Genomic DNA, 26,609 nt, shown 5'->3' on the forward strand with positions numbered 1-26,609 from the left:
AGGTTATTCCGGATAAGTTTGATCATTTGTAAGGACAGCTGCATTGAATAAGCTCGGTCTTTTAAGTCGCTTGCTTGTAGGGATGGAATCCGGTTTTCAGAACTTTTTTCCGAAAAATAAGGGGTTTTGGGGTATAAAATTGCTTAAAAATGCATTAAAGTCATTTATATATAAATATAAACCGTATTATATTATATGGGAGTGGAAAAGCGCTTATTATGGATTATGGCGGTATTTTTCAGTTTTATTTTTGTTTTTTCAGCCTGTTTTCCCGGGGAATTCGGGAACATTGCCCGGGCATATGAACCTGCATTCGGCGGGGATGGGATTGAATCCGCAGTTGAAGAGGGTGGAACCGAATCTGCATCCGGAGGGGATGGGGTTGAGCCCTGGAAGGGCATTGACGCAAAAGTTCAGCCTGCGGACCCTATCGGGTTTTTGAGCTCGGGGACAGGAGGAACAGGAGAAGATGGAGGGGTAGATAGAGCCCTTGAGATTACTATTTACGAACAGGACCTTGCCCTCGTAAAGGAGCGGCGGGAAATCGAGCTTAAGAGCGGGGTTAACCTTGTGGAGTACGGCAATGTTGCGGCCAGGATAGATCCTGCCTCGGTTATGGTTGAGGACCCGGAAAACAGGGACACTGCCGTTATCAAGCAAAATTACGAGTATGACCTTGTGAGTAGCTTTTCATTGCTTGAGAAATACCTGGAAAAGGAAATCACCGTTACTGCCGGGGATGGAGAGAGCTACAGCGGAAAGCTGCTCAGTTATGAAGAAAACGGCGTTATCCTTGAGGAGAAAGACGGAAACGTCCTGGTGCTGCAGGAGGTCCTGAAGGTAGAAGTTCCGGACGCTTCAGGGCTTTCGACAAAGCCAACTCTCGTCTGGCAGCTCTACTCTCCTGTTTCCGGGACCAGAGAACTTTTGACCTCCTACCTTACCGGGGGCATAAGCTGGAACGCAGATTATGCCCTGATTAGCAATGCGGACGATACCAGGGCCGACATACGGGGCTGGGTGAGCATTGACAACCGGGCAGGGATTGACTTTGAGGACTCTGGCCTGAAACTGGTTTCCGGGGAAATCAACCGGGTTTCCACCCCGCAGCCGGTATACGAAGCCGTGGAGGAAGAATTAGTGGCTGAAGATGCAGCTGTGGAGAGTCCCTTTACGGAAGAGGGTTTCTTTGAGTACCACCTGTACACCCTTGAAAAAACGGCGACCCTGAAAAACAACCAGGCAAAGCAGATCTCCCTTTTCACTGCGGATTCCGCACCCATAAAAAAAGAACTAATTTATGACAGCTTTTCCGGAGACAGGGTCCGGGTTTTCCTGACCCTGGACAACTCCAAGGAAAACGGGCTTGGGATGCCCCTTCCAGCAGGTGTATTCAGGATATACAAAACCGATTCTGCGGGGGACTTGCAGTTCCTCGGAGAAGACCGGATCGAGCACACCCCCGAGGAAGAAGAAATCAGGGCAGCTGTCGGAACTTCTTTCGATGTCACGGCTACCAGGACCGAAACTGATTATGAACGTGTCAGCGACAATGTGGAAAGGGTCAGCTATGAAATCGAACTTAAAAACAGTAAAGCCGAAGCCCAGGAAGTAACCGTTGTGGAACATCTCTTCGGGCAGTGGGAAATCCTGGAAAGTTCTGATGAATATGAAAAAATCGATGCATTCACCATCGAGTTCAGGGTAACAGTCCCGGCAAAAGGCGCAAAGACAGTTTCCTACAGGGTGGAAAGGCGCTTTTGATTAAGCAACAATAGTCCGCTTGAGCGAAGCGAAACGGACCGCGCACTGCAGAGCCGCAACTCTGCTGGAACATCTCTTCGGGCAGTGGGAAATCCTGGAAAGTTCTGATGAATATGAAAAAATCGATGCATTCACCATCGAGTTCAGGGTAACGGTCCCGGCAAAGGGCACAAAGACAGTTTCCTACAGGGTGGAAAGGCGGTTTTGATTAAGCAACAATAGTCCGCTTGAGCGAAGCGAAACGGACCGCGCACTGCAGAGCCGCAACTCTGCTGATTAAAAAAGCTGGAGTGTAAGAAGAAACAGGGGTATTTAAGAAACAGGAATGGAAGACGCAGGAGCGATTGAATAAATTGTGCTAAGTTTTCCGGCGTGCTGGAAAAATCCATATGCAGCCGCCGGCAACTATTTGAAAATTAATACAAAGATTTATGAAAGGCTTCTAAAATAATGGGAGGTGAAAAGGAGTTTGTAAGTCCAGTTACAGAAGAGTTCTGTAACCTGGATCTTTTCACATTATCCTTCGAGTACGATCTCGATGTTGATGTCTTTCGGGACCTGGATCCTCATGAGCTGACGAAGTGCCCTTTCGTCGGCTGCGATGTCAATGAGCCGCTTATGCACCCGCATTTCCCAGTGATCCCAGGTTGCAGTCCCGTCACCGCTCGGACTCTTCCTTGTGGGGACGACCAGCTTCTTTGTGGGAAGTGGTACGGGTCCGGAGATGTTGACTCCTGTCCGTTCTGCGATGGACTTTACCTGATTGCAGACTCCGTCCAGGTCTTTGGGACTGATGCCTGACAGTCTAATTCTAGCTTTCTGCATACTTTTTTTCTCCTTACAAAAATAAAAAAGGAGAGTGTTTATTTCTGCTTAACACTCATGCACATACCGGCGGCAATGGTCATACCCATGTCGCGGATGGCGAATCTGCCGAGCTGCGGAATTTCCTTTACAGGCTCCATGACCATCGGCTTTGTCGGCTTGATTGTGACGATTGCTGCATCTCCGGCCTTGATGAAGGTCGGGTTCTCTTCCTTAACCTGCCCGCTCTTGGGGTCCAGCTTCTTGTCAAGAGAAATCAGCTGGCATGCGGTCTGGGAAGTGTGGGCGTGGAACACAGGGGTGTATCCTGCAGTGATTGCGGAGGGGTGCTGAAGAACCACGATCTGGCCCACGAACTCGTCAGCAACGGATGGTGGATTGCTCGTAAGACCACAAACGTCTCCTCTGCGGACGTCGTTCTTGCCGATACCACGGACGTTCCAGCCGATGTTGTCACCGGGGACTGCCTGCGGAATTTCTTCGTGGTGCATCTCGATGGACTTGACTTCCCCTTCTGTTCCACCAGGCATGAAGACGACCTTGTCACCCTTCTTCATGACACCGGTCTCGACTCTGCCCACAGGCACGGTACCGATACCGGAGATGGTGTATGCGTCTTCCACAGGGATCCTGAGCGGGAGGGTGTCCGGCTTTTCGGGCTGCTTGAGCTCATCGAGAGCCTGCATGATTCCGGGGCCCTTGTACCAGGGTGTGTTCTCGCTTGACTGTGTGATGTTGTCGCCCTCGAAAGCGGAGGTAGGGATGAAGGGAATGTCCTTTGGCTTGAAGCCGATCATCTTGAGAAGTTCGGAAACCTGAGCCACAACTTCCTTGTACCTGTCTTCACTGTAGTTAACAGCGTCCATCTTGTTTACTGCAATGATAAGCTGGTTGATACCAAGGGTCCTGGAAAGGAAGATGTGTTCCCTGGTCTGGGCCATTACACCATCAGGAGCTGCGACCACAAGGATTGCTGCGTCTGCCTGGGAGGCACCGGTGATCATGTTCTTGACGAAGTCACGGTGGCCCGGGCAGTCTACAACTGTAAAGTAGTACTTGTCTGTGTCGAACCTCTTGTGAGCGATATCGATTGTGATACCTCTTTCACGCTCTTCCTTGAGAGAGTCCATGACCCATGCGAAGGCGAAAGATTCTTTACCCTTCTCTTTTGCTTCTGCCTTGTATTTCTCGATAACGTGGGCCGGAACAGCACCAGCTTCATACATTAAGCGACCTACAAGGGTGGACTTTCCGTGGTCAATGTGACCAATGACTGCTAAGTTCATGTGTGGTTTTTCTGCTGCCATATTAAATTCTCCTGTAATGGATGAGTTTCATTGCTATATCATGTAATTACTATATTAACATCACTCTTGATTAGAGCAGGATCTTTATGAATTTCCAGCTGCCAGGAATGTTTTTCCCCCATTATAGACATACTTCGGTTTAAAGCTTTCTCCTTCAAGGGGGGAAAAGCGGAAAAATTCCGCTTCACATTCCAAGGAAATCAGTGGGCTTTGGAAGTTCCTTCTTCAGACCTTTCCTTTCCCTGATCTGAGCCACGATTTCTGTCATAATGTTGGTCGGTACGATTTCAAAGCCTCCGAATTCCGTGCTCCACATGGCACGCCCTTCGGTTGCAGACCTGATTTCCCCGGCGAACCCGAACAACTCGGCCACGGGCACCCTGGACTCGATAATAGCCAGGTCACCTTCAGTGGTCATGTTCATGATCAAGCCACGGCGGCCCTGCAGTTCCTTGGTAGCTCCGCCCATGTTAAGCTGGGGGACCTGAACAAAGACCTTCTGGTAGGGCTCAAGTAAGCTGTCTTCTGCCAGGAGCAAACTTGCCTGGATAGCCTGTCTTGAAGCCGGAATGACCTGAGCAGGACCCCTGTGGATTGCGTCTTCGTGGAGTTTTGCGTCCACAAGCACACATTTAACGTTTGCCACAGGCTCCCTGGAAAGCGGGCCTGCCTTCATGACTTCTTCAAACCCATCGAGCACCAGTTCCATGGTTTCATTCAGGTACTGGATACCCTTGGTCATGTCGATGAAGATGTTTGAACCGTAGATTCCGGCAATTTTCTTTGCCTCATCCTTGTCCATGCCGACAGCCATGAGCTTCTCCCTGCGTTCGAGTTCGGGCATGCGCATGGAAATCTCGCCGGACTTGATAAGCTCGACAGTGGCATCATCAAGGGGTTCCACATAGATGTAGAACCTGTTGTGCCTGTTAGGGGACTTTCCTTCCACAGGTTCGGTTTTCTTCTTGATGGTTTCCCTGTAAACCACAATGGGCTGACTGGTGGTGATTTCCACGTTCTTGTCCCTTTCGATCCTGTGGGCGATGACTTCGAGGTGGAGTTCTCCCATCCCTGCCATCAGGTGTTCCCCTGTTTCCTCGTCAAGGGTGATCTGGAGGGTAGGGTCTTCCTTTGCGACCTGCCTGAGGACTTCAACAAGCTTGGGAAGGTCCTTTGTGTGCTTGGCTTCCACGGCCACAGTCACCACAGGCTCGCTTACGTGCCTGATACTCTCGAAGGGGATCATGCCTTCAAGGGTAGTAACAGTGGAACCGACGAACGCCTCTTTCAGGCCCGTAACTGCGGCAATGTTTCCTGCAGGGATCTTTTCCACTTCGAGCCTTTCGGGGCCCATAAAGATTCCTACCTGCTGGACCCTGCTTTTCTTGGCAGTGCCTGAGGTGTAGACTTCCAGCCCACGGTAGAAGGACCCGCTAAAGAGCCTTCCGGTTGCTACTTCTCCTGCATGGGGGTCCATGGAAATGTCCGTTACCATGAAGGCAAGGTCTCCATCTGCGTTTGCGTGGGTCATGGACTGCCCGATTTCGGAAGTTTCATCCCCGTGCCAGATGACCTTTACCCTGTCTTTCTGGGCTTCAATCGGGTTTGGAAGATAGCGGATTACCATGTCAAGGACAGCTTCATGCAAGGGGCAATTCTCTGCCAGGGCTTTCATGTCCTCAGCCTTACAGTAATCATAGACGTCCTTAAAGGAGATCCCGGTCTTCTGCATCATGGGCACGCTGATGGCCCAGTTGTAAAGAGCTGATCCGAAGGCTACGGTCCCGTTTGCTGCGTCGACCCTCCAGCCTGCCTTGAACTTCTCCTCGTTCATGCTCTTAATCAGCTTGTTAACGTGGTCAATGAGCTTTCCGAGGCGGACCTGCATTTCCTGGGAGTCCACCTGCAGCTCGTTGATGAGCCTGTCAACCTTGTTGATGAAGAGTACGGGTTTTACGTGTTCCCTGAGGGCCTGCCTCAGCACGGTTTCGGTCTGGGGCATGGTACCTTCTACAGCGTCCACGACCACTACGGCACCGTCTACGGCCCTCATGGCACGGGTAACGTCCCCACCGAAATCGACGTGCCCGGGGGTATCGATCAGGTTGATCAGGTAGTCTTCGTCCTTGTAAGTGTGAACCATTGATACGTTGGATGAATCAATGGTGATTCCGCGCTGCTGTTCTTCCTCGTCGGAATCCATGAATAGCTGTCTGCCGGCAAGCTCCTTGGAAATCATTCCAGCGCCTCCCAGCAAGTTGTCACTTAATGTTGTTTTACCGTGGTCGATGTGAGCAACGATTCCGATGTTTCTGATCCTTTCGGGATCAGTCATAAGCGTTGTCACACGCTCGACCATTTTCTTCCTTCGTCCCATGCTAATACCTTTTGTAAACAAATATTTTGATTTATTTTAAATTGATAAATATAAAAATCGGGGCAACCCCGTAGAAATGATTAACGGGCTGCCTTTGAAACTCTTTCCTTTGCATCCTTCCTGTTGATGGAGAAACACTTTGCATCGCGGTTTGCGGCTCCTATGAGTTCGGAAGCCAGGCATTCTGCGGCCGAGCGCTTGGACTTGAAGGAAGCATTTTTTGTGCCCATGCTGATGTAGCGAAGAGCCGTGTCAACACGCCTCTGGGGAGCAGTGTCCACTGCTTTTGGCACGGAGATTCCACCGTACTTGAGCCTCACAACTTCTTCCCTGGGGCCTGCGTTGCCAATGGCGTCCACAAGGACCTGGATCGGGTTCTGCTGGGTCTTCTTGTTAATGATATCAAAGGCTTCTTCTACGATCCTGAGAGTAAGCTGCTTTTTGCCGGTGTTTTGCTCTGCCCTCATGATGTTGTTGACAAGGCGTTCCACGATGGAAATCTCGGACTTGTTAAACTGCTGCCTTGCGTGCCTCCCACTGCTGTGAGGGACAATGACCGGAGTAAGGCTCACATAGCGCTTGATCCCGGGGTCTTTGATTTCTACTTCAGAAGAGTCCCATTTGCCGAAAATCTTGTACAAAACCAATCATCTCCTCGGTTTTTCCATTCTGCCAATAACCATCTCGTGTAAGCACACGTTGTTTACGGCAGTCACCTTAAAGCGTACTCCGGGAATATCACCCATTGCACCACCCATGCGTCCGCCGATCCTTTCAACGGTCACTTCATCGTGTTCATCGATAAAGTTCACTGCCCCGTCACCCGGGCAGAAAGCAGTTACCTGACGCCCATTCTTGATGAGCTGGATCCTTACACATTTCCGGATAGCAGAGTTAGGCTGCTTTGCTTCAACTCCCACCTTCTCCAGTACAATACCCCTGCCCTGAGGCGCTCCTCCAAGGGGATCGGCTTTCACGTTCAGGTTCAGAACACGCCTGCTGTAGTTTGTATCTTTCCAGCGAGCGTCTTTCCTGGCCTGCTTGAGTATATGAGCTGCATATTTTCCTTTTGCCATACTTAATTCTCCGAATTTAAATGATTGATATTATTTTCCTTCTAAGGTAGTTAGTGCCGAAATTTGTCCTCAACGCCGGTTGAAATGATCAAAGTAAACTGAAAATCTATGTGCTGAATATTTATGTGGAATTACTGCAGGATTACATCGTCAATATCATGGTGGCGACGAGCAAGCATTTTCACTTTTTCAATGTTTCTGCCGCTGCGCCCGATGGCAAGCCCCTTCTCCTTATTGGGTACCTCTACATAAGCTAATCGCTTGCCATTTTTGTTTATAATGTTTACAGAACTGACGGATACGGGCCCGAAAGCGTTCTTAATAAATGTGACCTGGTCCTCTGAGTATTCCACAAGTTCGATGGGCTTATCCAGGGCTTTTTTAACGCGGTTGATATTTTCGCCGCTCTTGCCTATGGCAAGTCCCATGTCGCCTTGCTTTACGACGCATACGAGCCGTTCCTCTTCTATAATGCAGTCGAGGATTTTGGCCCGGGTCATATTTTCAAATAGTGCAATGTACTGGATGGTGTTTGCCGTAAGTTTTATTTCACCCAAAACGCTGCAACTCCTTTCATCAGGCTGTAACTGCCAGGATATCGGATTCTCCTGCGTCAAGGATTGCCATTGCAGCAATCGTGAAGGGCTTTCCGCAGACAGGTCCCAGTTCTACACTGGTGCCGCCGTATTCGAGAATAGGGACATTTGTTGTCTGGAGTTTATTCTTTACGTTTTCAGGACAATTTGATGCAAGCACGACCAGTTTTGCGCTGCCATCTACCGCTGCATCGATGGTCAGGTTGCTTCCAATGATAACCGTTCCTGTTTTCACAGCCTTAATCAGGGATTTATCAACATTAATCTTCATTTTCATCAACTCTATCTCAGATTAGCTCGTCTACTCGATCTCATTCTCAATAAAGATTTCCAAGCTCGGTGAATATCTGGTACTCTTAATACTTGATTCCTTATATCTATTTTCTGGTTATAGGCTTCCCGGCTCTATACAGGAATCATATTAGTATCAGGTATTACAGTGGAAATCTGAAGGTCCCCCGAAGGGGAATCCGGGCTTATAGCCCCTTCAGACCCCGCATTCGTCTTCAACTTCGATCTTATCTTCCTTCTTTCTGCTGACCAGGTGGACATCACCGGTACCCATCCGGATAGGCTGGCCGACAATGATGTTTTCAGTAACGCCTTTGAGTTCGTCCACATCTCCGCGCATCCCGGCGTCCAGCAGGTGGCTGACCGTAACTTCGAAAGCCGCACGTGCAAAGACACTGGCCTTTTCACCGGAAATGCCGTGCCTTCCGATCTGTTTCACTTCCCCGTCACAGGTCATGAGGTCAGACACCAGCATGATGTGGCGAATGTCCACGGTAAGCCCCTGTTCCCTGAGGGTGTCGGTGGCTTCCTTGATGATCGAGTTCCTGGCGGCCTCGATTCCCAGCACCTCATAGATCTCGTTGATGTTGTTGGTGCTGGTCCTTGTCCTGTCCACGCCTTCGAACTGGAGTACCTCGCGAAGGGCCGAACCTTCGGTGTAAAGGGTATACTCCTCTCCTTCTTTCCTTACAACAACCCTCTTAATCCCCTCAATTCCTTTCAGGGTAACATCGTGGATGTTCTTTGCAAGCTGGAGGAGTTCTCTATAGGACGGCTCGCTGGGGGTTATGATGATCTGGTTATCGATTTCCGCGGAGATACTTACCATCACGTTCATTTCTTCACTGAACTTCTCCTTGATCTGTTCGATGGTAATATTCCTGCCTTCCATGGCCTTTTCATGCATGTCGATGATGAGCTTCATCTGGGAAAGGTCAGTGGTCACGTCCGCAATATGGTCGATCCTGGTAGCTTCGATCTCCCAGGCAAGAGCCCTTGTTTTCTCCCTGTTGTAGGCGTAATCATCCGCGTTTTCCTTGGAAAGGGCAATCGTCATCATCGGGGTGCTCGGGATCTTCCGGGCATCCACGATTTCGATCAGGCGGGGCAGACCCAGGGTAACGTTAATTTCAGCCACACCCGCATAGTGGAAGGTACGCATGGTCATCTGGGTACCCGGTTCCCCTATGGACTGGGCGGCAACTACCCCTGCGGCATCACAGGGCTCGATGCACGACTCTTTGTATTCTTCCATGACCTGCTCTATTATTTCTTCCATTTCCTTCTTGCTGACCCCGGCATTGAGCGCTTCATTCCGGAGGGCCTTCATTATGTTTGAAGGGAGAGGAAGGTCTTTAGTCATGCTTTCGATCGTGGTTTCGCTGATACTCATTCAGCCACCTCCTTGTTCATAACAGAGCGGATAATCCGCTGGATCGCATCGGGTTTGCTAAAATCGCTCTTTGTGGGGTCGATCCCGTCTTCTCCGTACTTGAACTGCACAACCACGCCTCGAGTGTCCCTGACCGTAAGGTCGTAATGGACTTCAAGGTCCTGGAGAGCGTTAACAAGCCTGCGCTGGAGGTACCCTGACTGGGACGTCCTGACCGCAGTGTCCACAAGCCCTTCCCTACCACCGATGGCGTGGAAGAAATATTCCGTCGGGTTCAGCCCGCTCTTGTAGCTTGCCTTGACGAAACCGTGGGCATCAGAACCCAGGTCCCCTGCTTCAAAGTGGGGGAGTGTCCTGCCTGCGTACCCTCTGCGGATGCGCTCACCACGCACCGCCTGCTGGCCCACACAGGCTGCCATCTGGGTAAGGTTCAGGATAGAACCTCTGGCACCCGACCGGGCCATGATAACTGCCGAGTTCTCAAGCCCCATGTGGCTGTCTGCTATGTTCCCGGTCTCGTCCCTGGCTTTACCGAGTTTTTGCATAATGCTCATCTCGATAGTTTCGTCCAGGGTTCTTCCGGGGAGGGGTTCGAGTTCCTTGTTCTCGTAGGACCTGATAAGGTTTTGAACGGCATCTTCAGCTGTGCCGAGGACTTCGTTGATCTGGATCCTTGCTTCTTTGGGGATATCTTCGTCGGCTATCCCGAAACTCAGGCCAGTCCGCATGATTGCCCGGATTGCAAGCTTGGTCATGTCGTCTATGAACTTAGCTCCGGCCGCGGGGCCGATTTCCTTGATAATCCGGTCCTGGATTTTTCCTTTAAACGCCCCGATGGCCGCCTCGTCGATGGTACCTTTGATGAGGTCCCCGTCACGGATTACCACATAGGCGTCGTTCGGGCATTCTTCTTTAAGGCAAACATCACAGTGCGAACAGACCTGGGCCGGGAATTCCATGTTCAGGGCTTCGGGCAGGATCTGGCTGAAAATCTGTTTTCCTGTCCAGAAAGGTATCCCGTTTTCATCGTGACCTGCCGGCTCGGGTAGCTCGTGAGCTTTCGCTTTCCTGAGAATGTCAAAGGAGTCCTTCGCAGAGATGTGATTCTCAAAACGGGTTAGCAGGAAAAGCCCCGAGATGTGGTCGTGGATCCCGCCGATAATGGGACCTCCGAAACGCGGGGAGAGGATATTTTCCTGGACTCTCATGAGGATCTTTGCCTCGGCCCTGGACTCTTCGGTCTGGAGGGCGTGCATGTTCATCTCGTCCCCATCAAAGTCAGCATTGTAAGGGGGACAGACTGCAGGGTTGAGCCTGAAGGTTTTGTTCGGAAGCACCTTGACCGAGTGAGCCATGATACTCATCTTGTGAAGGGAAGGCTGCCTGTTGAAAAGCACGATATCCCCGTCTTTTAGCTGACGTTCGACCATCCAGCTATACTCGATTTTCTCTGCCAGGTCTTCCTTATTGATCTCAGTAACTTTAATGCGACGCCCGTCGGGCCTGAACACGTAGTTTGCCCCGGGATGGATAAGAGTCCCGTTCCGGATATAAACCTTGAGCTGCTCGATGTTCCTGGGAGTTACGATTACAGGAACTGTCAGGATCCTTGCGATTGGAATCGGGACCCCGACTTCGTTGATGCTCAGGTTCGGGTCAGGAGAAATCACGGTACGAGCCGAGAAGTTTACACGCTTACCCGAAAGACTGCCCCTGAACCTGCCTTCTTTTCCTTTCAGACGCTGGGAGAGGGTCTTTAAGGGCCTCCCTGACCTGTGCCTTGCCGGGGGGATCCCGGAGACCGAGTTGTCAAAGAAAGTAGTAACGTGATATTGCAGAAGCTCCCAGAGGTCTTCAATGATCAGCTGGGGCGCACCTGCTTCCCTGTTTTCCTGGAAGCGCTGGTTGATCCTGATGATGTCCACAAGCTTGTGGGTCAGGTCGTCTTCACTGCGCTGCCCGGATTCAAGGGTAATGGAAGGGCGCACCGTTACCGGGGGAACGGGCAGGACGGTGAGGATCATCCATTCGGGCCTTGCGTTATTGGGGTCCATCCCAATGACCCGGATGTCCTCGTCCGGAATGTTTTCGAAGCGGTCCCTTATCTCTGTGGGAGTAAGCTTCTCTCCGTTTTCAAGGTACTCGCTGGGCTTTTCGAACTTGATGTCGAGCTGCTCCTCATTACAGTAGGGGCAGGTCTTGACTTTGCTTGCTTCCTTGTAGACCTCGTTGATAAGGTCATCAGGCCTGTGCCCGATTTCTTCAACCGCCATCAGCTGTTCCAGGAAATGCTGTTTTTGTGCGGGGTCCAGCAGGATCCTGCTGCATTTCCGGCAAGATGCCCTGAGCAGCTTTCGAATGATCTTGTTAAACCCTACGTGTACAACAGGAGCCACAAGTTCGATGTGCCCGAAGTGTCCCGGGCATTCTCCGGCTCTCCCGGAACAGGTCTTGCAACGAAGCCCCGGGTCAATGACCCCGAGTTTCGTGTCCATGAGTCCCATGTCAATAGGGAACCCGTCATCATCATAGGTATCTGCCGTGATGATCGGAGTTGCGCTCATCTTCCGGACTTCTTTCGGGGACATTAAGCCAAACTTAATAGCAGAAATTCTTTTCGGAATCGGAGGGACGTTTGCCATCTTTTCACCTCACCTCATACCGCATCTTCCAGGTTGAGCCTGGGCGCAACACCCAGGGACTTGATTTCATCCAGCAGCAGTTTGAATGCGTAGCTCATTTCCACGGGGTAAATGTCCGTATCCGCCCCGCAAGCAGGACAAAAAGCGACATTCCTCTGCTTGTCAAACGTTGCTATCATACCACAATGGGAGCAGACAAGTTCCACTACCTTGTCCGACTCGTCCAGCAGCCTTTCTTTAAGGGACATGGCGGCCCCGTGCCCTACCAGCACGTCGCGCTCCATTTCTCCGAACCTCAGACCTCCTTCCCTTGCCCTACCTTCAGTGGGCTGGCGGGTAAGCACCTGCACGGGACCGCGTGAACGGGCGTGCATCTTGGAAGTGACCATATGGTGCAGTTTCTGGTAAAGGATTACCCCGACAAAGACATCTGCGGGGATCATCCTGCCGGTCGCGCCATCGTAGAAGACCTCTTTACCGGTATGAGCAAACCCGTGGCTTTTCAGGGCTTCCCTTAAGTCTCCTTCATTTTCTCCGGAAAAGGCTGTAGCATTCACCCTTCTGCCTTCCATGGACCCGACTTTGCCTCCGATCATTTCAAGCACGTGCCCGACAGTCATACGGGAAGGAATGGCGTGCGGGTTGATCATAAGGTCAGGGGTCAGGCCAGATTCCGTAAAGGGCATATCAGCAATCGGGACTTTCAGTCCGATAACTCCTTTCTGCCCGTGCCGGGATGCGAACTTGTCCCCGATATCCGGGATCCTCTCGTCCCTTACCTTGACTTTGGCAAGGCGAGTCCCGTTAATGGATTCTGTAAGAATGACAGTGTCCACGATTCCCTTTTCGTTGGACCGCATGGTAATCGAGCTTTCCCTCCGCTGCTCTACGGCAATTCCGAATTCCGAAGGCTCTTCCAGGAACCTCGGAGGACTGGTCTTTCCGATAAGCACGTCGTTAGGGCCCACAGGGGTCTCGGGGTTTACAAGCCCGTCAATGTCCAGGTTCGCATAGGCATCTGCACTGCGAGCTCCACGGAATTCGGAGTCGGGGATCTCGAACTTGTCTTCCTGACCACCGGGGTATCTCCGCTCTTCACCCTCAAATGTCCTGAGGAAGTGGCTCCTCCCAAGGCCTCTTTCAATTGACCCGTTATTGAAAATAAGGGCATCTTCAATGTTGTACCCTTCATAGGAAAGGATTGCCACCACAAAGTTCTGGCCTGCAGGCCTGTCATCAAAACCAATGGCTTCACAGGTCCTTGTCCTTGTCATTGCCCTCTGTGGATAGTGCAGGACGTGGGCACGGGTATCGGGCCGGAGTTTCTGGTTCGCCGTGGAAACCCCGATACACTGCTTGATCATCGCTGCTCCCATTGTGTTACGCGGGGAAGCGTTGTGTTCCGGGTGCGGGACCATTCCCGTGCAGATCCCGAGCATGAGTTCGGGATCGAGTTCCATGTGGGTATGCCTTTCGTTCAGGTGGGACTCGTAGAGGGCGATGTAGGCGTTTTCCTCTTCCTCGGCGTCCAGATACTCCACACAACCTTCCTTTACCAGGTCCTCAAAGCCGATTTCTTTATTCTTCAGTTTCGCTATCTGCTCTTCCGTAACCCGTGGAACCCCGTTTTCCACAACTACCATGGGCCTTCTGGCCCTGCCCATATCGGAGCTGATGACTACTTCCCTGGTATTGTCGTTCAGGGCTATGTTGACCTGCTTGGAGATGAAACCCTGACGCCTCATTTTTCGGAGTTCTTCCACCAGTTCCGCAGGGTTGTCATGGGTTCCGACAAGCTCTCCGTTGATGAATACTTTTGCTTTAGTCATTTATTATCGACCCGCCTTCTTCCAGGTTATCGCCCGAATAATCCAAATAATCGTCATCTTTAAACTTGTCCCCCTCAGGCACTACTTCCAGCTCTTCTATGACCTCTTCTTCAAATTCGGAAATTTCCAGGTCAAGGGCTGCAGGCACCTCGGGAACCTTGATGACTACAGGCTCGACATTAAAGTCATAGAGTATTTTCTTTATGCTGTCGATCTCTTCCGTGCCCGTGGACAGCTCCACCATCTGGGCGAAGTTTTTCACCAGTCCACAGTTGGGACCTTCAGGAGTCTCAGAGGGACAGAGCCTTCCCCACTGGGTGGGGTGCAGGTCTCTTGCCTCGAAGTGCGGCTGAGCCCGGGAAAGCGGGGAGATAACACGCCGCAGGTGGGAAAGGGTAGAAATGTAGTCGTTCCTGTCGAGGAGCTGGGAAACCCCGGTCCTCCCTCCGACCCAGTTTCCGGTTGCCAGGGGATGCTGCAGGCGGTCTGTCAGGACGTCTGCCCGGACAATTGTGGCTACGTTGAGTTCCCTGTTCCTCATGTTTGCGCGCTCTAGCTGGTACTTGATGTCCCTTGCCAGCCTGTTGAAGGATACCCTGAAAAGGTCTTCCATCAGGTCTCCCGCAAGTTTCAGCCTTTTGTTGGCATAGTGGTCCTTATCGTCTTCAGCCCTTTTACCAAGCGCCAGTTCAAAACAGGACTCTGCCATCCTTGCCAGGAAATGAGCCTTTGCGATCCTGTCGGTCACGTCGTTCCCAAGGTGAGGGAAGAGGTACCTGTCAATAACGTAGTTTGCTCTCTTGATCTGGTACTCCTTGGCCTGCCCTGCTGCAACCCTCGCCCCGATCTTCTCAATTGCTTCCTGCTGGGTCTCGACTTCGGCTTCTTCAAGGTTTTCCAGCATGAACTTGATGATTTCTGGGTCGCTTGAGACTGCATTTACGATATCTTCATCAGTAACAACGCCAAGAGCCCGCATCAGGGTGATGAAGTATACTCTTCCCGAAATAGAAGGGAAGGACACTTCAAGCAGGGATTTTCGGCCTCTTTCCACGATTACGAGGGCTCTGTACCCCCGCTTCTGGGAGAAGACCTTTGCGACTTCGATGTTGTCCCCGTAGCGTTCCCCGTACTCCACAAGGATCTTGTTCGGAGCAAGGTCTTCAAGGGTCATGACAACTCTTTCAGTCCCCCCTATGATGAAATACCCTCCGGAGTCCAGGGGATCTTCACCATAGCGGACTTTTTCGGGATCGCTCAGTCCAAGGAGGTTACAGACCTTTGACTTGGTCATAATAGGGAGTTGCCCTATTTTTGCCTCCAATACCTCGGATTCAATCCCGTCCTTGACAACACTCATCTCCAGGTAAAGGGGGCCGGAGTAGGAGAGGTTCCGGAGTCTGCCTTCGTTGGGGTAAAGTTTCTCGATTGCCCCATCAGCTTCCTTCACCACCGGATGTTCGACCCGGATCCTGCCAAGTTTGAGATAGGTGTCCTCAATGTCCGTTTCTATTATATTCTGCTCATCAATAATCTTCTGCAGCCCATGATCTATGAATTTGTTAAATGAGTCGATATGGTGCTGCACTATCTTATCCCGTGTAAAATAAGCCTGCGACAGTATACTGTTGTCTAAAGCGATGATAGCACCCTCTTTGCTTTAAGTTGCGGTGAAAATCGATAATCAATAATTTTCCAAATTTTGTGAACAGCCGCTGAATATGCATTCAGTAAGGCCGGCGCATTGATTCAAAAAGGTGTATAAATATGGAAAATTTAAATTACGTAACTGTTAAACTCCCCCGAAATCACTCAATTACGAGCCTGTAATAGTCTGCCTCCCCTGCAGTATGACTCTTTTTCGCAATCTTTACAACTTCCCCTACTGTGGCCCCGATCTCCTTTATAACAGGGTCCTGAACTTTAATTTTTGGCAGTTGCTCCTTTTCAATGGAATACTTGCTTAAAACAGACTTTAACTCACCCTCAGACATGATCTCATGTTTAGGGACTAACTCATGGTCAAGCAGGCTGAATTTTATCAAATCCTTTCCTCCAAAAACAAAATGTATCAAAAAGCATTGCCCAAGCATACCCTCACGGATGGCCTTTCCGGTGGGTTTTAGCATAATTTGGCTAGTGAAGTATGGCGGGCCCGTAGGGATTTGAACCCTAGGCCGTCTGGTTAAAAGCCAGACGCTCTGCCTGACTGAGCTACGGGCCCCTTCTGTTTATTCAAATTATTTAATGACATCCCAACGGCGTCCAAAGCACATTTCCCCCAGGATCGGGGTGTGCCTCTCACACCGGTGCAACCCTCTAATTATAGCTATAGTATATATAATTTTTGCTGGCCAGGACTTTATTATACGAATTTAAATTATTTGAACATAAACATATTAGTCAAGTTTGAATTTTTATCCCGATTTTCGCCCTTATTGCCGGAAAGTTATAAGTAAGAGAATTTTCACTTTTTATAAAGTAGGCCCAAGAAAATGAGATGATTTTTTACATGTCCGGGTGAACGAATGTGTCTGGCCCTATTTCGAAGGTGACGCATCAAGTTCCGGGCGATACCCCCTCCAAAAATAAACCACTTAGTATATATGAATAACCTGGTTAAAGGAATCAGTTAAAGGAATCAGCTAAAGGAATAACTGAGTTAAGTCTGATCCATGCAAATTCAGATTTTGCCTGTTAATTAACTATTAAATGAGCCTTAAAATTAGTTATTGGTTCACTTAAGCTCGAAAGTAAGTATTCAAATCATTTAAGGTTTTGTTACTACGGAAGAGTATACATTTTTTCATGGAAACTCTTGCCTTTCGAATGGCACTGTATAAAAAATATGACCGATGGATAAAATTTACAGATGAAGATTATTACTCTTTTCTGCTACTGTAAACCGTATAATGAACTTTGTTCCGGAATCTCTTTTTAACTCAAGTTCGCCATCTAACTGACCTACCAGAATGGACACCAGTTGTATTCCAAGAGTATCAGAATTTTCCGGATTAAAGTTTTCAGGCATACCCACCCCATTATCCGAAACTGTTAGAACAAAATTAGCGCCTTTACTCCCTTCTTTCTTGCTTCCCTTTATATTGCTATTGTTTGTACATTCTGCATTGTTTGTACATTCTGCATTGTTTGTACATCCTGCAGTTTCTTCCCTGCAAAGTTTAATCTGGATTACCCCTCTATCCCTGCCTTGAAATGCGTGTTTGAGGGAGTTTGAAACAAGTTCGCTAATGATTATGCCCAATGGAACTGCTGTATCCATGTCAAAGAAAATGTTTTCCTCCAGATCGACATTCAATCTTGTATCGGCATTTTCAAGTCTGTAAGTCTGGAAAAGGTTCCTGGAAAGCCTCTTCAGGTATGGTGAAAAATTAAGTGTATTGTTGCCTTTGCCTTCGTGCAGTTCTTCGTGGATCAGGGCAATGGACATTACCCTGTCCTGGCTTTCCCTGAAAGCTTTCAGAACTTCCGAATCCTCAACACATTCTCTGTTGTTGAACTTTTCAGCCTGAAGGTCAAGAAGGGAGGAGATTACCTGCAGGTTATTCTTGATCCTGTGATGAATTTCCTTTTTGCGGGCAGTCTCAAGATTTTCCAGAGTTTTTTCAACTTTTTTTCGTTCGGTGATATCCTGAACTATTCCTTTTATTCGAACAGGGATATTTATATTATTCAAAATAAATTCCGATTCAAGGTGGACTATGCGTTCTTCTCCATTATCTAAGACAATCCTGCAATCAATTCTAAAGGGACTTCCAGTTACAGCTATTTTAAGGCCATTCTCATAGTAGTCCTGGTCATCGGGATGTATGTAGCTTAAATATTCATTGTAAGACGGTGCTAATTTTTTGGGATCACGTCCGAAAATACGATACATTTCCTCAGACCAGTATGTTTTATCAGTTGCAATATCCCACTCCCAGTTTCCAATATGAGCCATTTTTTGAGCTTCAGCAAGACCTCTTTCACTTTCTTTTAACGAGTTATAAGCCTCCTTAAGCTGAGTTGTTCGTTCTTCAACTAACTTTTCAGAACTTTCATATGCTTCTTTCAACTTGGCTTCTGCTTCTTTTCGCTTAGTGATATCAGTAAGCATGCTAATAGAGCCAGTAAACTTTCCATCCTTATCAAAAAGGGCTTTTGAATTTACAAGAGCCCATAAAGGTAAGCAATCTTTACGTAGTAATTTGAATTCATGGCTCTCATTGATACCCTGCCGCCTTTTTTCCATATTCATCTCGAAAATAGCCTTTCCCTCTTCATCGGTAAAATCCCTTACAGATTTACCAATAATTGCTTCTTGACTGTGTCCTAACATCTCTGCCATTTTCTCATTAACATAAGTGGTCCTGGGTTCAGTATCAAGTATCCATATACCTTCGTTAGCTGTCTCCATGAAATTGCGGTACTTTTCCTCACTCTTCGTAAGCGCATCCACCAGGGTATCACGTTCCGCCAGTGTCCGGGTCAACTTGATATTGCTGTAGCTTAGCTGTGAGATCATGTGAGCAAGCTTCATTAAGAAGGCCATAGATGTGTCTACCTCCTCCCTGCTTAGCCGTGGAACTTTATCAAGCGCTGTTGTATATTCCCCCTCGTTGAAATCGTACTGCCTTGCCTGGGCCCGGAATAGCTCATAGTCCGGAGTCTCGCCCTCAAAAAAGAACTGCCCTGAGAAGAGATTACCGATGTGCTGGCCTCCCACCATGATTGGGGTCGCTATGTCCCACATATTGTTCTTGCACCTGTACAGCTTAAACTCTCCAGGGGCAACACCCGAGGATAGCTTTGTGTCGCTTTCTAAGCAGTGCTTGCAGGTTTCGGGGTGAACCCTATGGAATTTAGTGCAGATATCCTGCCATCCAACGCCTACCAGAACGTTACCTTTGAGATCGACCAGGGCCATGGCAATGTGTGCAAACTCATAAAAATCATCCATTAGAGACTGGATCTCCCGGGAATTAATGATATCAGAAAGTACCAGTTTCTCCGTCTCCCCATCAGGCGAGAGGACACTCTCCAGTTTCAGCCTTACGCGCTGTTCACTCTGGAACAGCGCCTCTTGAATCCTTTTTTGCCTGGAGCTTTCTATCCGTTCCCATTCTCCGTCCCTCTTAATCAAAGCAAATTGATGGTTGGTGACCACGTCGATAATCTCGGTTGCGTTGCACCTGTCAAGGCAATAGGTGCAGAGAGCCACGATCCGGTAGTTACTGATAATTCTGTCTCCGTCTTTTTCATAATCAACGAAATCCTTCCAATCCTTTTTTTCCAGCCAGGAAATGTTCCCCGTCATCCTCAAACCGTCATAGCCACTGGACAGGGCTTGCTCGATTTTTTCGATCCACTGGTTTATTACCTTCTCCGAATCGAAAACTCCATCTTTCATACACCAATCAATGTAAGAAATAATTCTGATTTGCCCCTTCTCCAGGTAAACATCAACATCCGGAACAGCCCTTCTAAGGGCTTCTTTTGCGTCTTCTGCTTCAAGGGGCTGTGATGTGATCCACATACAGAATTCGTTATTTTCCAGCCCTGCTTTGAAGTAAGGGACAAGAATCTCCGTTAAATCTTCTTTTGTCTGGTAAAACTGGCAGAAGTGTGTCCCCCAGGGCACATCTCCTATAATGTCAATACCGGATTTTCTCAGGTTTCCTCTCATTCCATCTTCTCTGGCGGTCAAAATTTTCCTAAAAATTATGCTTAATCTCCGGTGAGTAATCTCCAGTGGGAAATCTCCAGTGAGTAACTTCTCATTCCAGGGCTCGGCAAACTTTTCTGAAATTCATGCCACATCAAGCAGGGCGTGTAACAAGATCTCTTTTCTGGAAGGAAACTGGGTGTATCACACGATCTCTTTTCTGAAAGGTAACGATCTGCTGGGCAGAGGTCCGTCAACTCGGAGCTCCATTTTTGTTACGATTTTACGTAAATTCTCATCCTATAAAAACAAATTTAAATAATTTTAAATGAATCAAACATTTTTTCGACACTTCGCCACTTCGCCACCATCCCGATATTATAGGTGAGCTGATCACGACTATAGCTAAAGCTCTGACTTCCAATGCGTATCGCTTCCCGGCCACAGGTGACCAGTAGTACTATCGATTTAAATGAGAATATAATTATAATTCTTGGAGAAGTGTCCACCCCACAACAAGCTCCAGGGAATTAGGTTGAAATAAATCTTAAAAGTATTTCCTGATTGCGGAAAATAATTTAAAAATAAGTGCAGTAAATACCGTTACTTTTCCAAAAAATGGAAAGCAATTCAGTATTCACTGCAAAAGGGTCAGAAATGCAGGGTTACTGAAAATAATCTCTTTTACTCCATTTGCAAATTACGTCCCGCACTCCCAACCGTTCATGTACTTTTCCTGTTCAAGGGTGAATTCGTCTATGCTGATTCCCATGGATTCGAGCTTCAGTTTTGCAACGTAGGTATCGAGCTCCAGGGGGACCTTATGGACACCGTTCAAAAGCTTGTTTTCGGCGATGTGGCGGACGCAGAGGGCCTGGTCGGCAAAGCTCATGTCCATGACTTCGGCAGGGTGCCCGTCGCCTGCTGCAAGGTTCACGAGCCTGCCATCGGCGATTACGTTAATCCGGCGGTTCCCTATGTCGTATTCCTTGATGTTCTGCCGGACGGTCCTGACGGATTTTGCAAGGGATGCCAGGGCTTCCATGTCAATTTCCACGTTGAAGTGCCCGGAGTTTGCAAGGATTGCCCCGTCCCGCATGACCTTGAAGTGTTCAGCGGTAAGGATGTCCCTGTTTCCGGTTGTGGTCACGAAAATGTCCCCGAGTTTTGCGGCTTCGCTCATTTTCATTGGCCTGTACCCGTCCATCCGGGCTTCAAGAGCCCTGATGGGATCGACTTCCGTGACGATGACGTTTGCCCCAAGGCCAGCCGCCCGCATGGCAACTCCCCTTCCACACCAGCCGTAGCCACCCACGACCACGTTTTTGCCGGCTACCAGGAGGTTTGTGGTCCGGTTGATCCCGTCCCAGGCTGACTGCCCTGTCCCGTAGCGGTTGTCAAAGAGGTACTTTGTCATGGCGTCGTTTACGGCGATAACGGGCATTTTCAGGGCCCCTTCTTTATCCATCGCATGCAGCCTGTGAACCCCTGTTGTGGTCTCCTCGCAGCCTCCCAGGATGTTGGGGAGGAGGTCGGTCCTTTCCGTGTGGAGCTTGAATATCAGGTCTGCCCCGTCATCGATGGTGATATCGGGTTCGAAGTCCAGTACTTTATCAATGGCGTCGTAATACTCCTGGGAACTGCACCCGTATCTTGAAAAACAGGAAACATTTTCCCTGGTGTCAAGCGCCATGGCGACGTCGTCCTGGGTGCTTAAAGGGTTGCAGCCCGTGATCGCTACTTTTGCTCCTCCTGCTGCAAGGGTTTCCACCAGGACAGCGGTCTTTGCTTCCACATGGAGGGCCATCCCGATGGTGTGTCCTTTCAGGGGTTTTTCTTCTATGAACTGTTCCCTGATAATTGCGAGCACAGGCATGTGGTTCCTGGCCCATTCCATCTTCATGTTCCCGGATTCTATGAGTTCTTTCTCGTTCATGGTAATCCCGTTGATATCGGATAAGCGGTTAAGTCGGATAGGTAGTATTTAGTTCGGTTTGCCAGTGATTAAGCGGCAGTAAATTGAACCTGAATGGTGGTTAATTTCAGTTTTTATGTATTTATCTTTCCGGTGTCCCGGGATAATTTCAGGCGTTGACCCTGTCCACGAGGGCTTCGGCGGCTTTCCGGGCTTCTTCGATTACCTTTTCTTCATCAAGTGCAAGCACTTTGTAATCGTCCATCAGGACTTTCCCGTCCGCAATCGTGGTCCGGACGTCGCAGCCGTTTGCGGAGTATACAAGGTGCGAAGGCACGTCGAAGAGAGGCGTAAGGTGCGGTTTTTTCATGTCAACCAGGATCATGTCCGCTTTCTTCCCGACTTTCAGCATACCGGTCTCGGGGTCGATTACCTTTGCCCCGTTTACGGTTGCCATCTCGAGCACCTTCCGGGCAGGGAGGACTGTGGGGTCAAAAGTGTTTACCTTGTGGAGGAGGGCTGCGGTTTTCATCTCCTCGAAAATGTCCAGGTTGTTGTTGGAAGCGCAACCGTCGGTCCCGAGGGTGACGTTTACCCCTTTATCGAGCATCTTGTGGATGGGGGCGATCCCGGAAGCCAGTTTCATGTTGCTTACGGCATTGTGGGAGACGTTGACTCCTCTTTTCCTCAGGATTTCGATGTCCCCGTCCGAGAGCCAGACGCAGTGGGCTGCAAGCACGTCGGGGCCGAAAAAGCCGATGTCTTCGAGCATGTTCACGGAACATTTCCCGTACCGGCCTTTCATTTCGTTGAGTTCGGCTTCGGTCTCAAGGACGTGGATGTGGATGCCGACCCCGTCTTTGTCAGCTTCTTCCCTGACTTTTGTGAGGAATTCCTGTGAGCAGGTGTTCGGGGCGTGGGGCCCGTACATGGGAGTGATCCTGCCGCTGGCTGCATCTTTCCATTCCCGGACAAAGCGCTTGCCTTCCTTGAGATCGGCTGCTCCTTTCTCTTCATTCCAGAGCTCGATCATGCCGTGGGAAAGGGCAGCTCGAAGCCCTGCCTCTTCAACCGCTTTTGCGGTTTCGTCCATGAAGAAATACATGTCTGCAAACGAGGTGGTCCCTGACCTGATCATCTCCAGGCAAGCAAGCATCGAGCCCGCGTAAACATCCGATGCCCTGAGCTGGGCTTCGGCCGGCCAGATGTGTCCCTGGAGCCATTCGGCAAGCTGGAGGTCATCGGCGTAGCCCCGGAAAAGGGTCATCCCCGCATGGGTATGGGTGTTTACGAGCCCGGGCATCAGCACCGAGCCTTTTGCATCGATAACTGTGTCGGCACTTTCTCCCGTACTTTCTCCTATTTCCGTAATCTTTCCGTCTTCGACTACAACGGTTCCCTGCTTGAGGTCGCCTGCCTCAGGGTCCATCGTTAAAACGTAAGCGTTCTTTATGATTATGTCAGCCATGTGATCACACCTGATTGGTCTGTGAAACTTTTTTGGATCTTGAATTATAGCTATTTCCAGAATTCGAATGGGAACCCAACTTCAATTAAATATTGAACAGGAATTTAAGACCATATCATAAAAAAGTTGTTGCTGGTTTTGTGGCCGGGAGAGTTACGAATAAGGTTGCCACAATAACTTTAAAAGTTGCCACAATAACTTTAAAAGTTGCCACAATAACTTTAAAAGTTGCCGCAATAACTTTAAAAGTTGCCACAATATAGGTTAAGGTCTCTACAGCAACTTTAAAAGTTACCACAATATAGGTTAAGGTCTCTGCAGCAACTTTAAAAGTTGCTGCATTGCCCTTCAAAGTCTCCACAGTATATTTAACAGTTACTGCAATGCCTGCCCGGATAAAAAAAGGAAGCCTGCCCTATCAGGGGTAGTTTCCTTCCAGTCCTGATTCCCGGTTCAGGGCTTCGAGGTACAGGCGCATGATCTTCAGCCGTTCTTCAGCGATCCTCTTAGCAGTGCCAGTGTTCAGCTTGCCGGGGATTGTGAAAGGCTTGTAGTGCATGTATTCGTTAAAACCGGCAACAGGGTCTTTTACGTAAACCGTTTTTTTGGACGCCCCCTTATCGATTCCCGTGGTGTGCTTGAGCATCCGGAGGGCTCCCATGGAAAGGACTGCCCTGAAAATCCCGACCGCTCCCAGCGCATCAAGCCTGTCGGCGTCCTGCAAAATCCGGGCTTCGACGGTTTTTGGGCTGTGCCCTCCGCTGAAGCGGTGGGTCCGGATGCAGTATGTCACCCGATCAATCACTTTTTCCGGGACGCCTGCTTTTCCCAGGAATTCGGCGGCAATTTCCGCGCTGTACTCTGCGTGGTCTCCTCCCTCTTCATGTTCCCTTATTACTCCCACGTCGTGGAGCAGGGCTGCCAGGCGGAGGACCAGGGGGTCCCCGCCTTCTTCTTCCCGGATTTCCATGCAGAGGGCTTCCACCCTGTTAATGTGGGACATGTCATGGGAACTCGGCTCGTCTTCAAGGAAGATGGTAACGAATTCCCGGGTCTTTTCTATCAGTTCCATTTACATCACCCTGTTTTTGGCATCCCGTTTCTGCACTCAGCATCCGGTTAAGCATTCAGAATCCTGTTTCCGGATTCATCACCCATTTAAGCTTTCAGTATTCCGTTTCCGGGCTCAGTATTCCATTTAAGCTTTCGAGATGCCGTTTCCGGGTTCAGTATTCCATTTAATTTAAGTATTCCACTCAGGCTTTCAATATTCCACTTCCGCAGCCAGGTTTTTGAGGTGTTCCTGGATTTCGGATATGGCTTCGGAAAGGACCTTTTTGTTGTCGTAAGACGTGATCAGGTTTACAAGTTCGTCCTTCCTTTCTTTTCTCATTTCCCCTGCAAACTTTGCCATGTTCCCGAGAGCCCGGGTAAGGTTATCTACAATTGAGATCGTGGCCATCCTGGAGGTCCGGGAAAGGGGGTTTAAGTCGATTGTTATGACAATTTTTTCCATTTCCACCAGTTTCTCACAGCGGTCGCCATCTTCAAGGGGCACAAGCACGACGTCTGCGCTGTAGATACCTCTGCTCTCAACCAGCCTCCTGTCATGGGAAAGGTCAAGGCTGGCATCCGGGTTTTTCCCGAGTACTTCGGAGGCCCCGCAGGCCTTTAGCTGTTCGATGATCAGGTGCATCCTGGTCTCGGTCCTGTGAAAGAGGTTAACCTCAATCTTTGCCCCGGTAAGGTCTGCCAGGGCAACAACCTTTTCCGGAGCAAGAGCCGCAACGTTTCCGTTTACGGAGATCACAGGGTTCTCTGCCAGGAGAAGGGCTGCCACTGCCGCTCGCTCGGCATAAAGGGCTGATTCCGTGCTCCGTTCACCCAGCAAATAGTCGAAGCTCTCACCTCTTCCCTGGGCGATCAGCCCCTGGATGCTGGTAAATCCCATCTTTACCCCGGCTGCAACCTTTTCACGGGCGAGCAGGGATTCGTACCTCGGGTGGTCTGGGGGTATGTCGGTCATATCGGTCGCTTACCTTTTTTACTTATTTTACAATTTTTTCCGTTTACATTATTTTGTGAATTAGCCGTTTTGTTCATAGGTTCACATTCAGGCCAATATTTTACGGCCTATGTTTTACGTGTTCGTGGCATCCAGGATGATCCCCTGGTCGGTCGGGACGATCATGGTCTGGAGATCCTGGCCTTCAAGCATCTGGATATATTTGTAGTTGATGAGGTCAGGGTTTTTCTTGATTTCCTCATTGATGATCCTGAGGGATTCGGCTTCCCCGCGGGCCCTGATGATCGTGGCATTGGCTACCCCATTGGCTTCGATGGTCTTCCTCTCAGCCTCGAGTTCTTCCTTCTGTTTTACGAAAATCATCCTCTGGGCCTCCTGATCAGCCTGGAGTTTCTCTTCGATTGCCGTTGCAACCCTTTCCGGGAGCTGCACGTTCCGGAGCAGGACTTCCTCGACAATGAACCCGTCATCACTCAGGCGAGCTTCAAGCTCGTTTTGCATCTCTTCTGCCACAACCTGTCTCTGCGTCCCGTAGATTTCCATTGCCGTATGCCTTGAGACCACTTCTCTGATCACGGACTTGATGGTAGGCCGCAGGATCTTTTCGGCATAAGAGGGGCCAAGTTTCTGGTGCACACTGCTTGCATCCGCAGGAATCAATCTGTAACGGATCGAAATATCCATGCCAAGGGTCAAACCTTCAGAGGTCAGGGCATTGATCCGGTCATCTCCTACCCTTTCCCCTTCAGAAGCCTGAGAACTCATAGTATAGACCTGGCTCTGCACGGAATACTTGGTTACCGATATCCAGGGCGGTACAATGTGCAGCCCTTCTCCGAGTTCATCGGGTTCTACCCCTCCGAACTGGTTGAATTTCACTCCCACCTCTCCTGCACCAATGGATACGAAAATCGACCCAAAAGCTGCGGAAAAGATGATAAGGATCGTGAAGATTATCGCGATTATGCGGATAATCGGGCCTATAGATTCAGGTATTTTATTAAGCGGGTTAATCGGCCTTGAGCTGCCTTTGTCTTCCCAGTCGTCATTAAGATCCATTAATCTTACCTTCCGCTTGGTGAATAAAATGCAATACTCTTTGAAATACGTTGTTTTCTTTCCCGGAATCTCCATATTAATTCATCATGAAAATCCAAAAAAGCAGCGAGTGTCTTGTTTTATACACATTATATTATTTATATAACACTAATACCATTTTCAATCCGATACTATTTAAGCTGTGGGGCTCCCGAAGAAATTTTCTTGCCAGCCAGGATCCGGGATTCCTGCGGATCAGGAAGAAACATCCTCTTCAGGATGGGACCCCCGGGGGATAGAAAGGAAGGGGGATTGATAAATATAATAACGATTTTGGAATAAAATATGAAAACTGGGATGGAGAAAATATAGAAACTGAGAAGGAATGAAATATGAA

Annotated in this window: 21 protein-coding genes and 1 tRNA gene; 2 read left to right on the plus strand and 20 right to left on the minus strand. The window is 49.3% G+C overall.

Annotated elements, in window-relative coordinates; translation table 11 throughout:
- The first annotated feature begins 195 nt into the window (after window positions 1–195).
- Both ACSAZK_RS05425 and ACSAZK_RS05430 read left to right on the plus strand, forming a co-directional pair.
- Window positions 196–1,764 (plus strand): DUF4139 domain-containing protein, encoded by a 1,569-nt coding sequence (locus ACSAZK_RS05425; RefSeq protein ID WP_440956369.1) that lies wholly within the window; start codon window positions 196–198, stop codon window positions 1,762–1,764.
- A gap of 19 nt (window positions 1,765–1,783) precedes the next feature.
- Window positions 1,784–1,972, plus strand: a complete 189-nt coding sequence (locus ACSAZK_RS05430) for a hypothetical protein (protein WP_440956370.1) — start codon at window positions 1,784–1,786, stop codon at window positions 1,970–1,972.
- Window positions 1,973–2,280: 308 nt separating this feature from the next.
- Here ACSAZK_RS05430 and rpsJ read toward each other — a convergent pair whose 3' ends face one another.
- The 20 genes from rpsJ to ACSAZK_RS05530 all read right to left on the minus strand — a co-directional run bounded on the left by rpsJ (window position 2,281) and on the right by ACSAZK_RS05530 (window position 26,233).
- Window positions 2,281–2,589, minus strand: coding sequence for a 30S ribosomal protein S10 (gene rpsJ, locus ACSAZK_RS05435; protein ID WP_011021276.1), 309 nt, complete (start codon window positions 2,587–2,589; stop codon window positions 2,281–2,283).
- Between the two features lie 38 nt (window positions 2,590–2,627).
- Window positions 2,628–3,896 (minus strand): translation elongation factor EF-1 subunit alpha, encoded by a 1,269-nt coding sequence (tuf, locus tag ACSAZK_RS05440; RefSeq protein ID WP_440956371.1) that lies wholly within the window; start codon window positions 3,894–3,896, stop codon window positions 2,628–2,630.
- A gap of 184 nt (window positions 3,897–4,080) precedes the next feature.
- Window positions 4,081–6,273, minus strand: a complete 2,193-nt coding sequence (locus ACSAZK_RS05445) for an elongation factor EF-2 (protein WP_440956372.1) — start codon at window positions 6,271–6,273, stop codon at window positions 4,081–4,083.
- Between the two features lie 80 nt (window positions 6,274–6,353).
- A complete protein-coding gene (locus tag ACSAZK_RS05450) occupies window positions 6,354–6,920 on the minus strand; it encodes a 30S ribosomal protein S7 (RefSeq protein ID WP_048178009.1) in 567 nt (188 codons plus the stop codon).
- Window positions 6,921–7,349: a 30S ribosomal protein S12 gene (locus tag ACSAZK_RS05455; protein ID WP_048178008.1), complete on the minus strand. Its 429-nt coding sequence runs from the start codon at window positions 7,347–7,349 to the stop codon at window positions 6,921–6,923.
- 131 nt (window positions 7,350–7,480) lie between these two features.
- Window positions 7,481–7,906, minus strand: coding sequence for a NusA-like transcription termination signal-binding factor (locus ACSAZK_RS05460; RefSeq protein WP_440956373.1), 426 nt, complete (start codon window positions 7,904–7,906; stop codon window positions 7,481–7,483).
- Window positions 7,907–7,925: 19 nt separating this feature from the next.
- Window positions 7,926–8,222, minus strand: a complete 297-nt coding sequence (locus ACSAZK_RS05465) for a 50S ribosomal protein L30e (protein ID WP_440956374.1) — start codon at window positions 8,220–8,222, stop codon at window positions 7,926–7,928.
- A gap of 210 nt (window positions 8,223–8,432) precedes the next feature.
- Window positions 8,433–9,629: a DNA-directed RNA polymerase subunit A'' gene (gene rpoA2, locus ACSAZK_RS05470; protein WP_440956375.1), complete on the minus strand. Its 1,197-nt coding sequence runs from the start codon at window positions 9,627–9,629 to the stop codon at window positions 8,433–8,435.
- On the minus strand, window positions 9,626–12,271 hold the full coding sequence (locus tag ACSAZK_RS05475; protein ID WP_440956376.1) for a DNA-directed RNA polymerase subunit A': 2,646 nt from the start codon (window positions 12,269–12,271) through the stop codon (window positions 9,626–9,628). The genes rpoA2 and ACSAZK_RS05475 overlap by 4 nt, the downstream gene beginning before the upstream one ends.
- A 14-nt stretch (window positions 12,272–12,285) precedes the next feature.
- Complete coding sequence (gene rpoB, locus ACSAZK_RS05480) at window positions 12,286–14,100, minus strand: DNA-directed RNA polymerase subunit B (protein ID WP_440956377.1); 1,815 nt, start codon at window positions 14,098–14,100, stop codon at window positions 12,286–12,288.
- Window positions 14,093–15,688 carry a DNA-directed RNA polymerase subunit B'' gene (locus ACSAZK_RS05485; RefSeq protein ID WP_440956378.1) on the minus strand — a complete coding sequence of 532 codons (1,596 nt, stop codon included), beginning with the start codon at window positions 15,686–15,688 and terminating at the stop codon, window positions 14,093–14,095. Before ACSAZK_RS05485 ends, rpoB begins: the two co-directional genes overlap by 8 nt.
- Before the next feature lie 220 nt (window positions 15,689–15,908).
- On the minus strand, window positions 15,909–16,145 hold the full coding sequence (locus ACSAZK_RS05490) for a DNA-directed RNA polymerase subunit H (RefSeq protein WP_440956379.1): 237 nt from the start codon (window positions 16,143–16,145) through the stop codon (window positions 15,909–15,911).
- Between the two features lie 102 nt (window positions 16,146–16,247).
- A tRNA-Lys gene (locus tag ACSAZK_RS05495) sits at window positions 16,248–16,324 on the minus strand.
- A 642-nt stretch (window positions 16,325–16,966) separates the two neighbouring features.
- Complete coding sequence (locus ACSAZK_RS05500; protein WP_440956380.1) at window positions 16,967–19,786, minus strand: PocR ligand-binding domain-containing protein; 2,820 nt, start codon at window positions 19,784–19,786, stop codon at window positions 16,967–16,969.
- A 679-nt stretch (window positions 19,787–20,465) separates the two neighbouring features.
- Window positions 20,466–21,701: an adenosylhomocysteinase gene (locus tag ACSAZK_RS05505; protein WP_440956381.1), complete on the minus strand. Its 1,236-nt coding sequence runs from the start codon at window positions 21,699–21,701 to the stop codon at window positions 20,466–20,468.
- A 148-nt stretch (window positions 21,702–21,849) separates the two neighbouring features.
- A complete protein-coding gene (locus ACSAZK_RS05510; RefSeq protein ID WP_440956382.1) occupies window positions 21,850–23,148 on the minus strand; it encodes an amidohydrolase family protein in 1,299 nt (432 codons plus the stop codon).
- 115 nt (window positions 23,149–23,263) lie between these two features.
- Window positions 23,264–23,500 (minus strand): hypothetical protein, encoded by a 237-nt coding sequence (locus ACSAZK_RS05515; RefSeq protein WP_440956383.1) that lies wholly within the window; start codon window positions 23,498–23,500, stop codon window positions 23,264–23,266.
- Window positions 23,501–23,566: 66 nt separating this feature from the next.
- Window positions 23,567–24,220: an HD domain-containing protein gene (locus tag ACSAZK_RS05520; protein WP_440956384.1), complete on the minus strand. Its 654-nt coding sequence runs from the start codon at window positions 24,218–24,220 to the stop codon at window positions 23,567–23,569.
- Between the two features lie 192 nt (window positions 24,221–24,412).
- Window positions 24,413–25,174: a 4-phosphopantoate--beta-alanine ligase gene (locus ACSAZK_RS05525; protein ID WP_440956385.1), complete on the minus strand. Its 762-nt coding sequence runs from the start codon at window positions 25,172–25,174 to the stop codon at window positions 24,413–24,415.
- 114 nt (window positions 25,175–25,288) lie between these two features.
- Complete coding sequence (locus ACSAZK_RS05530) at window positions 25,289–26,233, minus strand: prohibitin family protein (RefSeq protein ID WP_440956386.1); 945 nt, start codon at window positions 26,231–26,233, stop codon at window positions 25,289–25,291.
- Window positions 26,234–26,609: the final 376 nt, after the last annotated feature.

It is taken from the genome of Methanosarcina sediminis (assembly GCF_052056915.1).
Classification (GTDB): Archaea; Halobacteriota; Methanosarcinia; order Methanosarcinales; family Methanosarcinaceae; genus MTP4.